The 11631-nt window shown below is 30.7% G+C and carries 14 protein-coding genes and 1 pseudogene; 1 reads left to right on the plus strand and 14 read right to left on the minus strand.

Going from position 1 to position 11631, the window contains the following annotated elements; all coding sequences use genetic code 11:
- The 14 genes and pseudogenes from QZ824_RS08530 to QZ824_RS08595 all read right to left on the minus strand — a co-directional run.
- A partial coding sequence (locus tag QZ824_RS08530; protein WP_291275597.1) for a hypothetical protein occupies positions 1-346 on the minus strand: 346 nt, incomplete at its 3' end.
- A gap of 1 nt (position 347) precedes the next feature.
- Complete coding sequence (locus tag QZ824_RS08535) at positions 348-767, minus strand: DUF2752 domain-containing protein (RefSeq protein WP_291275598.1); 420 nt, start codon at positions 765-767, stop codon at positions 348-350.
- A 41-nt stretch (positions 768-808) separates the two neighbouring features.
- On the minus strand, positions 809-1150 hold the full coding sequence (locus QZ824_RS08540; protein WP_291275599.1) for a TM2 domain-containing protein: 342 nt from the start codon (positions 1148-1150) through the stop codon (positions 809-811).
- Positions 1151-1225: 75 nt separating this feature from the next.
- Positions 1226-1604 (minus strand): annotated as a pseudogene (locus tag QZ824_RS08545) (PH domain-containing protein).
- Between the two features lie 48 nt (positions 1605-1652).
- The gene (locus QZ824_RS08550; protein ID WP_291275600.1) at positions 1653-2609 is read right to left on the minus strand and encodes a 2-hydroxyacid dehydrogenase; all 957 of its coding nucleotides are present in this window, start codon (positions 2607-2609) and stop codon (positions 1653-1655) included.
- A 58-nt stretch (positions 2610-2667) separates the two neighbouring features.
- Positions 2668-3663: a tRNA dihydrouridine synthase DusB gene (gene dusB / locus QZ824_RS08555; protein ID WP_291275601.1), complete on the minus strand. Its 996-nt coding sequence runs from the start codon at positions 3661-3663 to the stop codon at positions 2668-2670.
- Positions 3664-3743: 80 nt separating this feature from the next.
- Complete coding sequence (locus QZ824_RS08560) at positions 3744-4445, minus strand: Bax inhibitor-1/YccA family protein (RefSeq protein WP_291275602.1); 702 nt, start codon at positions 4443-4445, stop codon at positions 3744-3746.
- 20 nt (positions 4446-4465) lie between these two features.
- Positions 4466-5737, minus strand: a complete 1272-nt coding sequence (locus QZ824_RS08565; protein ID WP_291275603.1) for a peptidoglycan DD-metalloendopeptidase family protein — start codon at positions 5735-5737, stop codon at positions 4466-4468.
- Between the two features lie 13 nt (positions 5738-5750).
- Positions 5751-6521 carry a DUF4292 domain-containing protein gene (locus tag QZ824_RS08570; RefSeq protein ID WP_291275604.1) on the minus strand — a complete coding sequence of 257 codons (771 nt, stop codon included), beginning with the start codon at positions 6519-6521 and terminating at the stop codon, positions 5751-5753.
- A 21-nt stretch (positions 6522-6542) separates the two neighbouring features.
- Positions 6543-7865, minus strand: a complete 1323-nt coding sequence (locus tag QZ824_RS08575) for a tetratricopeptide repeat protein (protein WP_291275605.1) — start codon at positions 7863-7865, stop codon at positions 6543-6545.
- Position 7866: 1 nt separating this feature from the next.
- Positions 7867-8880, minus strand: coding sequence for a sugar phosphate nucleotidyltransferase (locus tag QZ824_RS08580; RefSeq protein WP_291275606.1), 1014 nt, complete (start codon positions 8878-8880; stop codon positions 7867-7869).
- Positions 8881-8962: 82 nt separating this feature from the next.
- The gene (gene dut / locus QZ824_RS08585; protein WP_291275607.1) at positions 8963-9397 is read right to left on the minus strand and encodes a dUTP diphosphatase; all 435 of its coding nucleotides are present in this window, start codon (positions 9395-9397) and stop codon (positions 8963-8965) included.
- Positions 9397-10866 carry a polysaccharide biosynthesis C-terminal domain-containing protein gene (locus QZ824_RS08590; RefSeq protein ID WP_291275608.1) on the minus strand — a complete coding sequence of 490 codons (1470 nt, stop codon included), beginning with the start codon at positions 10864-10866 and terminating at the stop codon, positions 9397-9399. The genes dut and QZ824_RS08590 overlap by 1 nt, the downstream gene beginning before the upstream one ends.
- A 104-nt stretch (positions 10867-10970) precedes the next feature.
- Positions 10971-11393 carry a GNAT family N-acetyltransferase gene (locus QZ824_RS08595; RefSeq protein WP_291275609.1) on the minus strand — a complete coding sequence of 141 codons (423 nt, stop codon included), beginning with the start codon at positions 11391-11393 and terminating at the stop codon, positions 10971-10973.
- 47 nt (positions 11394-11440) lie between these two features.
- On the opposite strand from QZ824_RS08595, the gene QZ824_RS08600 reads away from it, so the two are divergent.
- Positions 11441-11631: hypothetical protein (locus tag QZ824_RS08600; protein ID WP_291275610.1), on the plus strand; the 191-nt coding region annotated here is incomplete at its 3' end.

Genomic DNA, 11631 nt, shown 5'->3' on the forward strand with positions numbered 1-11631 from the left:
TGGTTGAAATAAATTCAATTATATTGAAAATTATCAACGTAAATAAATATCCAAAATAATAATTAGTAGCTTTTTCATCATAAAAAATTATAGAAACCGTCCACCAAAACCCTGTGCTGTTTAGAAAAAATAAACCAAATTGAGAAACCAAGTTTTGAGTACAATGCCATTTTACAAAAGGCGTACTTTTTATGTTTCCTAAATAAAAGAAAACCGATGCCAATAAATTTAATATAGGTAATGGTAAACCACCTATTACTGCAACTAACGACATTAAATAACTATTAGAAGCACGCTCTAATTCTGATTCGTTAGGCTTATATGCAAAAACTGCGTTATGAATCATATTATAAATTTTTTTTAAAATTCCAGTACCAATTAAGTAACACAACAAGTATTAAAAATGATGCCACATATTTTTGTGAAATGAATTTTTCTGCTCTTTTATAAAATTGAAAAAAAGATTCCTTTTTAAAAATCCAATCATAACTTATCCAAACCGGCACAAGTATCATAATTAAACCAACTAGTATTCCAAAGGGATTCATTAAAACAGACGACAACCATTCTCCTTTAAATCCTAATATTGTTGCACGAGTTGTACCACACGAAGGACAAGGAAATGTTGTGATTTTTTTAAACAAACACCCTATTTTTCCTTCTTGTTCAATTTTATTCCAAGAATAAAAAACCCAAGTGTATCCTAAAGAAATAAGAAGTAATAAAAAATAATACAATTTGTTTTTCTTATTGGATAACATAGTCATTTCTTAAAAAAAGCCATCTTATGGATGGCTTTTATACTTTTTTACATCATTAAACTTCTTTGGAAATTTTCTAGATTCTTTTGCTTTGTAGCCCCTTGAATTAAGAACCAATCTACAATAGCCCAGATACCTAAACCACCACAAGTTAATAATTTTCCAACTCCCATTCCAGTATCACCAATGTAGAATCTATCAATTCCATAAGCACCAGCAAAAATTGAAATCAACAATGATGTTGTTGGATCTTTAAATTGAACCATTTGAACCATTGGCCATTTTTCATCGTCCATGGCTAATAATTGTTCTCTAATTGTATTTAATTGGTGTCCTTCAAAATACTTAGCATTTGACATCATGAACATGTCTACTTTTTGTGCATCCATTTTAATTATAGTTTAAGTTTTTAGTTAATTACGAATATATTATTTTATTTTTATTCCTACAAGAATAAGTAAAAATTATAGTACATGTGAAGCTAAGACTTTTTGCACTTCGTACACATCTACACTTTTATTAAATTTTTTAGAAATACTTGGTAGTGCTTCACTGGATATCCAAATTTTCAGTTCGGCCTCTAAGTCAAAAGTTCCAGCCGTTTCTATACTAAATCTTGAAATATTTTTATAAGCTACAGAGAGGTATTCTGTTTTTTTTACCCGTTACACCTTGAACGTCAACCAAAATTAAACGCTTATTAGTAAAAATAAAAGTATCACGAATTAATTGAAACCCCAGTTCAATAGATTCCCCAGAAACTAATAATTTACCATAATCGTTTTGCAATTGATCATTAGAAACAGCTCCTGCGTTCCCTAATAATGATGAAAATAATCCCATGTATTTTTTTGAATAATTAGTCGCAACATCAAACTTTTGTTACAAAATCTATTCAGAATATTTTGCAATTATTTTATCAACTATCACTTGAGCCAATAAAATTTTGCTTTCCTGCGTCCAACCTGCAATATGTGGTGTTAAAATTACGTTATCCGCTTGCATTAAATATTGCAAAGGATCAGGTATTTGGTCAGTTAACAACGTTTCAAAAGATAATTTTTCATATTCTAGAACATCTAAACCCGCACCTAGAATTTTACCAATTCTCAGAGCCTCTACCAAATCAGCAGTAACTACACTTCTACCTCTTGCCGTATTAATGAACCAAAATGGTTTATGAAACGCATGAATAAAATCAGCATTAATCATTTTATTGGTTATTTCTGTCCAAGGGGTGTGCAAACTCACTACATCTGCCTTCGCTTGTAATTCTTCTAAAGAAACTTGGTTAGCCAGTGCATCGCCCACATTAGGTACAATATCGTAACACAAAACTTCTACATCAAACCCGCGCAATTTTTTCGCAAATGATTTTCCCATGTTTCCATACCCGATAATACCTACTGTTTTACCGTCTAACTCCAATCCACGATTACTTTCTCGGTTCCAATGTCCTTGACGAATTTCTCTATCAGCTTTATTCAACTTATTAAATAACGACAACACCATACCTAACGCATGTTCGCCCACTGCATTTCTATTACCTTCAGGAGAAGAGATTAATTCCACCTTTTTAGACAAGGCATATTCGCAATCAATACTTTCGAGTCCGGCACCTACTCGTGCAATAAATTGCAAGTTAGTTGCTTTTTCAATAAAAGTTTGATCAATTTTAAACCGGCTTCGGATGATTACTCCGTGGTAATTATGAATTTTAGCCTCTACCTCTTCTTTTGTAGATGTAAAATCAGCTTCATTTGTAAATCCAGCTTGTCTTAGTTGTTCCCAAAGTAACGGATGATTAGTATCCAAATGAAGAATTTTGATAGAAGATAAATCAGTCATAAATGAAATAAAATTTTAGCTTTTCGAGATCAAAACAATACATGTAATCATTTTTTGACTACACCTGATGCTCATAATTTAAATAAACTTCTTTGATAGTTTCAAATAAATCCATTAATTCGTTATGCCCATCTGTAGTAACTAATTTTTGTTTGTATTCTTTGAAACCATGAATACCTTTGAAGTAATTAGTATAATGACGACGCATTTCAACTATTCCTACTCGTTCACCTTTCCATTCCATAGACCAGATTAAATGATTTCGAGCCGCCTCTACCCTATCAGTCACGGTAGGTGGTGTCAAAAGTTCGCCTGTTTTGAAATAATGTTTGATTTCATTAAAAATCCAAGGATAACCTATGGCAGCACGACCGATCATCATGCCGTCTAAACCAAACTTATTCTTGTATTCCAATGCTTTTTCTGGTGAATCAATATCACCATTTCCAAAAATAGGAATTTGAATTCTCGGGTTGTTTTTAATACGCTCAATATGAGTCCAATCAGAATGCCCTTTATACATTTGAGCTCGTGTTCTACCATGTACTGTTAATGCCTGAATACCCACATCTTGCAAGCGCTCAGCTACTTCATCAATATTGATAGATAATTCATCCCAACCTAATCTAGTTTTTACAGTAACTGGCAAATTTGTTGATTTAACTACTGCTTTTGTTAAACGCACCATTAAATCAATATCTTTAAGCACACCTGCACCAGCCCCTTTGCAGACCACTTTTTTAACTGGACAACCAAAGTTAATATCAACTAAATCAGGTTGTACTGTTTCAACAATTTTGGCAGACATAGCCATTGCTTCTTCGTCTCCACCAAAAATTTGAATGCCAACCGGTCGCTCATAGTCAAAAATATCCAATTTCTTTTTACTCTTCATTGCATCACGTATTAAACCTTCAGACGAGATGAATTCAGAATACATTAAATCAGCTCCATGCATTTTACACAACCTACGAAAAGGTGGATCACTCACGTCTTCCATAGGGGCTAATAACAAAGGATGTTCGGGTAAAATGATGTTGCCTATTTTGACCATAACTTGTTTTTTTGCAAAAGTACTTAATTAAAATGATTTGTAAAATGCTAAAAAAAGCGAACCTAAGTTCGCTTTTCAAATTATTTTCTATCTCCAAAAATACGCAAGATATATAAGAACAAATTAATAAAGTCAAGATAAAGTGTTAAAGCTCCCATTAAAGATTCTTTGGTATCTTCATCCGTTCCTTCATTTCCAATGATATTCATTTCTTTGATTTTTTGCGTATCGTATGCTATTAAACCTGTAAAGATAAATACCCCTACATAAGATATAATCCAATGCATCATGGTACTTTGCATAAAGATATTTACTATTGATGCAATAATTAATCCTATTAATCCCATCATCAAAATTCTACCCATAGATGTTAAATCAGATTTAGTAAAATAACCATATAAACTCATAACAGCAAAGGTTCCAGCTGTAATAAAAAAAGATGAAGCAATAGAACTAGCTGTAAAAATGACAAAAATTAAGGATAAAGTAAGACCGTTTGCCATGGCATACAAGAAAAATAGGGCTTTAGCCATCATAACATCCATAGTTGGTAATGCTTTTGAAATATATCCTACCAATAAAACTTCACCTATTAACAAACCATAGAAAAGAAATTTGTTAGATAGCAAAGCTAAAATTAATTCCTCTGTTTGCGCTACATACCATGCCGTTAACCCTGTTACCACTAATGCAGCACACATCCAACCATAAACTTTAGCTATAAAATTAGCTTGTTCAATTTTAATTTGATCCTCAGTTAATTGTCTTTGTTGATTTTCCATTTTTTATAGTTTTAAATTTTTTATCTTGGAGTAATCCATGAATTTGGATTTAAGGTAGTAATATTTTGACTTAAAGTAAACTTCATTACGGTTAATCCAGCAAAATTAGTTTTGATTTTTCCAAGTGTTTGTTTAATACCCACTTTTTGACCTTGAGTAACAGAAACTGAACTTAAATTGCTATAAGTGGTGAAGAAATCTCCGTGTCTAACCATTACCGTATACGTTCCTGTACTTTGGGAAACTTGAATACCTGATACTTCTCCTGCAAATACACTTCTAGCCATCATTCCTGATTCTGTTTTAATGTCAATTCCACTATTATGAACATCTAAATTACTAAATTCAGGATGTTTACTGTTGCCATATGGAATGTATATGGCTCCTTTTTCTACTGGCCAAGGTAATCTACCTTTATTAGCTTTAAAATTATCTGATTCTACTTTACCCTCAGGTGTTAATTCAATTTTTGTTGAAGAAACCGCTACAGGTTTAGTATTCGTTCCTGATTTGGTTCCAGTATTCGCTTTTGTTTTTTCCGCATTTTTCTTATTCGCTGCAGCAATAGCCTCAGCAATCATTTTCTTAATTTTACGATCAATATCTCGTTGCTCTTTCTTCATTTTTTCAATTTCAGCCGCATATTTCTTCTTATCTTTTTGAATAGATTTGGCAACTTTCTCTTTTTCTTGTTTTATTTTTTCATGCTCTTGTTTTGCCTTAGTACTTTCTTGTAAAACGACTTCTTTTTCTTTTTTCTTCCCCTCAAGATGCTGAACTGATCTATTTAATTTTACTTGTTTTTGTTTAATCTCTTCAGCCTGCATTTTTCTATAACCTGCATATTGCTTCATATACTGTATACGCTTGTAGGCTTGTAAAAAACTATTTGAAGATAAAATAAACATGATTTTACTTTGATCTGAACGGCTTTTGTAGGATTTAACAATCATCTTAGCATAATCCTCCTTCATTACTTGCAACTCTCGATTTAATTTATTGATTTCCAATTGTGTTAAATAAATATCATCACTTAACAATCGTGTTTGCTTACTAATTGTATTAATTAAATTAGCACTCACCTTGATTTGTTCTTCAATTTTATTGATTTCTTTTAATACCGACTTTTCTTTTACACGTTCATTTTGATATTTATTGCGCATTTCAGCCAACTCTTTTTGCAATTGTTCTTTGCGTGCTTCTAACTTCTGCTGAGCATCTTCTTGAGCCACAACGGGCCACGTTAATAACCAAATGAATACGATAAGAAAGCGTTTTTTCATGCTTGACATAATTTTTGCGAAATTAATCAATTATAATTTGTTTGTAGCCATTTGGGACAGAATAAGGATAGTTTAAGTCCTCATTAAAAGTGATTTTTTTGTATTCTACTTCAATTTTAACTTGATCTTTATCTTGTGCTATGATAGTTAACGCTGTAGGCAAAAAATTAGTATCTTGATTTTGAAAAGAAGGATAAGTAATTGTTACATTTCTTTGCTTTATTTTTTGATTAACAAACTGCTTTTTTAATAGATAATTACCCGTTTCAAAAGCAAATATTTTTTCTATTTGAGTATTGTTTTTGTTTTTCAACTGAAATAATTGATCAGCCACTTCTGCTAAAAAATCTTCCTTTGTTAAATCATCGATTGGTCTACCTAATAATAGATTTTGAAGCTTTTGAAAGTCCAAATCTGTCCCCAGCCAATTAGACAATACCCGATAATCACCATCAAAGTAAGTATTATTTATTTTTTCATAATAACTAACTCTAGTAGGAGTAATGTAAGCTTTAGCTGCTGTTATTCCGAAAAATTTCAAACTAATCCAAATAACTTCATCTTTTTTAATACGCAAATCAGCATTGATATTCAAAGATTGCTTGATGTCTTCATAACTAGCATTAGCACGTATAGAAGCTGTTTTAAAAACCAATTTATTTTGATAATGTTTTTGAATTACTTCAGAAGATTGATCGGTTTCTTTAGCGGCTTGTTCTGCGACTACGACTTGTTTTGCCTTACATGAAACTAATAATGATAATAAAAATATATAATTAACTATTTTTTGCATATTTGATTTAATAATGACTGCTTATTTAACTTGATCTAATTTTTTTTGGTAATTCTGCTTCATTTTTACATCTGTTAATCCTTCTGCTGAAAGAATTAATTGCTTATAAAAACCAGATTCTAATTTTTTATCTTCTACTACATAATCCAAACCTAATTCGAGAAATTCTTTTGCTTTTTTGTAGTTTTTTAATTTGTTTTGTGCCTTACCAACATAGTAATACAGATTAGGTTTTGTGGGATACAAATCAATTAATTCCTCAGCTTTTTTAGCCATTTTATCGTATGCCTCTGTAAAATCATACGTGTTTAAAAGTAAATCTACTGTTTCAACATCAATATTAGACTTTCCTATAGCGTTCTCAAAATATTTTTCAGCTAAAACATATTGATCTTTGCTATAAAAATATTTAGCTAATTCTTTATACACGTTCAATCCCGCTTCATTATCAAAATAAGGCAATACAGCATTTATTTCTGAGTATAATGAAGTGTTCTTTGTAGCAAAAATTAAGTATTCATTTAAAACACGATGCTTAATTTTTAAATCAACTTTACTAGACTTCACCACGCGTTTAAATGAATTAGTAGCCTCAATATTATTATTCTGAGAAATATAAAATTTTAATAAACTAACATGAACCATATCAGAAGTTGGAATTTCTTCGGCTAATTTTTTAGCTGTTTCAAAAGCCTTTTGTTCTTGATTACTGGTTGTATAATAATAAATTAAATCAATATAATTTTGCTCTACTTTTGGATAATCCTTAACCGCCTTCAACAATACCTCTAGTTGTGGTTTAACGGATTTATTCATGCTTTGGATTTGTAATTTATACATTTCCATTGTCTTGGTTAAATTCGTTGTACTTTCAAGTTCATCTAACACCTGTTTTGCTTTTTCAAACTGGCCTGTGTTCATATACAACGACACCAAGTCTTCTTTCATATTAGCATCAAAAGTCGTTAGTTTTTCTACAATAGGTATAGCTTTATTGTAATCTTTGATTTGATAATACACGTCATATAAACCATTCCAATACCAGCGTTGTTGAGAATTTAAATCTACTGCTTTTTGAAAATTTTGTTCCGCTTCAGCATACTTTTTTAACGCTAAATAATTGGTTCCCAATTGATAATAAAACTCAGGATTTTTAGCTTCTTTCAAAATACATTGTTCCAATGAAACAATAGCTTTATCATAATTCTCCATGCTTTTATGTTTCAGTGCATCATAGAAGTTGTTTTCAACTTCAGTAGCAGCAGTTTCCACCTGATCAGGCTCTTGCTGTTCTTGAGCAAGTCCGATTTGAAAGAGAAATAAAAAGCTTAAAATCCGAATCATATTAATCTAAAGTTGAATAATCTCCTAAACTCACACTCGTAAATTCGCCATTGTAATTCACATGATTTCCTATCATAGCACTATCTAATTTGGCATTTTTTATGTGTGAATGAGTTTGTATTAAACTATTTTTAATTTTTGAATTGATAATATGTGTTGCCTTTCCAATAGAAACATTTGGCCCAATAATGGAATTAACAAGATGCACATCTGCGGCAATATAACAAGGTGGTATGATTTCTGAATTTTCTATACGAACATTTTCTGCAATCATTGTTTCCTCTGCGTCTTCATGAATAAACTGTAACATTCTACTATTCGTTTCAACCGTCACATTCTTATTTCCGCAATCCATCCATTCATCTACTTGACCTGGTACAAAAACCATACCTTTTTCCATCATCTGTTTAATACCATCATTAATTTGGTATTCACCGCCGTGAATAATGTTATTATCTAATACTGCTTGTAACTCATTTTTCAATATCGCAATATCTTTGAAATAATAAATACCAATTACTGCCAGGTCTGAAACAAATTCTTTTGGCTTTTCAACTAATTCAACAATATGATTGTTTTCGTTCAAATTAATTACTCCAAAAGCCTCAGGTTGATCTACTTGCTTTACCCAAATAACACTATCTGCATTTGCATCTAAGGTAAAATCAGCTCTAAACAAAGTATCTGCATAAGCAATAACCGCAGGTCCACTCAATGAATCTTTAGCACACATAATTGCATGTCCTGTTCCTAAAGCTTCTCTTTGGTAATAAATAGTTCCTTTTGCACCTAGTTTTTCTGCAATAGCAATTAAATCTTCTTCTACTTTTGAACCAAAATCAGGATGAATAATAAAAGCTACTTCTTCTAATGGTTGATTTATTACTTTTGCAATATCCTCCACTAATCTATGTACTATTGGTTTTCCTGCGATAGGAATTAAAGGTTTTGGAACAGTTAACGTATGAGGGCGAAGGCGCGAACCACGTCCAGCCATTGGTACAATTATTTTCATTTTTTTATATTATTAGGTTATAAAATTGAATAACTAAGATATAATGTTGCGTCTTAAAATTATTCAATTCGTAAATTATTTTTTATTTTACTCCAGTACTTCCAAATCCTCCAGCACCTCTAGATGTTTCATTCAATTGATCAACTTCTATCCATTCTGCTCGTTCATGCTTAGCAACTACAAGTTGGGCTATTCGCTCACCATTTTCAATTACAAAATCGTCATTAGATAAATTTACTAAAATTACACCAATTTCTCCTCTATAATCAGAATCAACAGTACCAGGTGAATTCAATACAGTAATTCCTTTTTTTAATGCTAGTCCACTTCTAGGTCTGACTTGCGCCTCAAAACCAAGAGGTAATTCAATAAACAACCCTGTTTTAACCAAAACTCTTTCAAGCGGTTTTAAAACAATTGGATCAGTAAGATTGGCACGTAAATCCATCCCAGCAGAAGCCATTGTTTCGTAACTAGGTAAAGGATGCTGCGACTGATTGATAATTTTAATTTGCATTATTTTCGTTTAAAAGTTTTTAATATAACTTCTTTTTCATTTTTATAAATATAATAACTAAATCCTAGGATAGCAATAATTCCAAAGATATATGTTTCTCTTAAAACAGGAACATAAAAGGAAATGCATGCTAATAAAATTGACGCACCTAAATAGCCCAAAATTTTTGGCATATCAAATGGAATAGGATATTTTGTTCTTCCCATAAAATAAGAAATTAACATCATGGAACCATAAGCGGCAATAGTAGCTATAGCGGATCCCATATAACTAAACTTAGGGATTAATAAATAATTCAAAACCAATGTAATAACTGCTCCGACTACGGATATATATGCACCAATAATTGTTCTATCAATTAATTTATACCAAACGGATAAACTGGTATAAATCCCTAGAAAGAAATTAGCAATTATAATCAAAGGCACAATTTTCATAGCTTCCCAATACTCTGGTTGTCGTAGCATTATGAATTTAATAACATCAGCAAAAACGACTACCACTAACAAAATTAAAGAACCTAAAATAACAAAATATTTAGTTACTGTTGCATAAGTTTGTGGGGCATTACTATTACCAGCCTGACTGAAAAAGAAAGGTTCAATACCTAAAGTATAAGCCGTTCTATACAAAACCATAAACAAACCTATTTTATAGCATGCTGCATAAGCCCCTACTTCAGCTTTTGCAATATGTTCAGGCAGTAATTTATCTAACAAAATTTTATCAAAATGTTCATTTATACCAAAAGCTATTCCAGCAAATAAAATAGGCCAACCGTACTGTATCATTTTTTTCCACAACCCTTTATCAAAAAACCAACTGGATGTTATATAATTTGGAATAAAAACTAAGAAAGTAAATAGACTTGCTATAAGTTGAGATAAAAAAACATATCCTACTTGATAATCTTTAATGAATATACTGCTCCAAAAACCATGTGGATTTGAATGAGCTAAATCTGGTAATACAATAAGAAAAAACAAACTGAGAAACATATTAACAAATACATTAAACAATTTAATTGCTGCATATCTAATAGGTTTTTGCTCAGCTCTTAACTTCGAAAAAGGCAAAATAACTAGCGCATCTAATGCTAAAATCCAAATAGCATAATTTACATATTCTTTATCGACTTCTAGAAAAGAAGCTATTGATTTTTGAAATAAAAGTGCGCCACAAAGGAATAAAATACTAGACCAAAAAAGCGAAACCAGAGTTGTACTTACTACATTAACCTTTTTGTCTTCCTTGTGATAAAACCTAAAAAAAGAAGTTTCCATACCATAAGAAAGAATAACGTTTAAAAAAATCATATAAGAAAAAAGCACAGTTACTTCACCGTACATTTTCTTATCTGGCATCGCCTTAGTATGCAAACTAACGAGTAAAAAACTAATTACACGTGGCAAAACAGTAGCTACACCATAAATTAGGGTTTGCTTGAATAAATTTTTATAAGTGGTCAATGTATAATTATCTTTTTAATGTGTAAATAACAATCATGCTTTTGTAAATTGGCTAACTTAAATTTCTCTTTTTCATTATTCAATTCATTTTAAATATAAAAATTTTATATGAATTTAACAAAATGAAAACCTTTAGGAACATACCCCTGATTATAGTAAAATTTATGAGCGTTAAAGTTAGTTGAAAAAGCGTCTAAAACTATGGCATTTACCTGAAATTTTTGCGCTATTTTTTCAATTTCATTAATTAACCTGATACCTAAACCTTTGCCTTGATGATTTTCATCTACAACAAAGTTATCAATTTCTAAATATCTACCAGAATAGAGCTTCGTATTTATCCAATAACCAGAAACAGCCACTAGTTTATTAATATCATAAATTGCAATCTGTTTATATCCGTTCGGAACCATTTCTTCAAGTAATGCAACATATTTTTCTTCCGTAAAATTTTCATCATAGAGTTGTTTTATAACCCCATAATTTAATACTATTTCCTCTATTTTTTCACTATATACGATTTCCATAAGAATAATATGTCTATTTTTGATGAATTTTTATCAAAATTAGATTTATGAACTATTTTTTACAAATATTAGCCTTATTATTTTCAATGTTTTTAGTAGGGCAAGAATCAAAAAAAGAAATAAATGACGAATATCTTTATTTAGAAAATTCAAAACTAGATAAAACAATCAATTGGATAGAAAAAGAAAATGAATTAACATCTGAATATTTAGATAAAATAGCCCGAAAATATAATTT

It is taken from the genome of Flavobacterium sp., from assembly GCF_021151785.1.
In the GTDB taxonomy this organism is placed as follows: Bacteria; Bacteroidota; Bacteroidia; order Flavobacteriales; family Flavobacteriaceae; genus Flavobacterium.

Coding starts and splice junctions, on each gene's coding strand:
- QZ824_RS08535 (WP_291275598.1), bottom strand. CDS start 767: ATGACTATGTTATCCAATAAGAAAAACAAATTGTATTATTTTTTATTA.
- QZ824_RS08540 (WP_291275599.1), bottom strand. CDS start 1,150: ATGGATGCACAAAAAGTAGACATGTTCATGATGTCAAATGCTAAGTAT.
- QZ824_RS08550 (WP_291275600.1), bottom strand. CDS start 2,609: ATGACTGATTTATCTTCTATCAAAATTCTTCATTTGGATACTAATCAT.
- dusB (WP_291275601.1), bottom strand. CDS start 3,663: ATGGTCAAAATAGGCAACATCATTTTACCCGAACATCCTTTGTTATTA.
- QZ824_RS08560 (WP_291275602.1), bottom strand. CDS start 4,445: ATGGAAAATCAACAAAGACAATTAACTGAGGATCAAATTAAAATTGAA.
- QZ824_RS08565 (WP_291275603.1), bottom strand. CDS start 5,737: ATGTCAAGCATGAAAAAACGCTTTCTTATCGTATTCATTTGGTTATTA.
- QZ824_RS08570 (WP_291275604.1), bottom strand. CDS start 6,521: ATGCAAAAAATAGTTAATTATATATTTTTATTATCATTATTAGTTTCA.
- QZ824_RS08575 (WP_291275605.1), bottom strand. CDS start 7,865: ATGATTCGGATTTTAAGCTTTTTATTTCTCTTTCAAATCGGACTTGCT.
- QZ824_RS08580 (WP_291275606.1), bottom strand. CDS start 8,880: ATGAAAATAATTGTACCAATGGCTGGACGTGGTTCGCGCCTTCGCCCT.
- dut (WP_291275607.1), bottom strand. CDS start 9,397: ATGCAAATTAAAATTATCAATCAGTCGCAGCATCCTTTACCTAGTTAC.
- QZ824_RS08595 (WP_291275609.1), bottom strand. CDS start 11,393: ATGGAAATCGTATATAGTGAAAAAATAGAGGAAATAGTATTAAATTAT.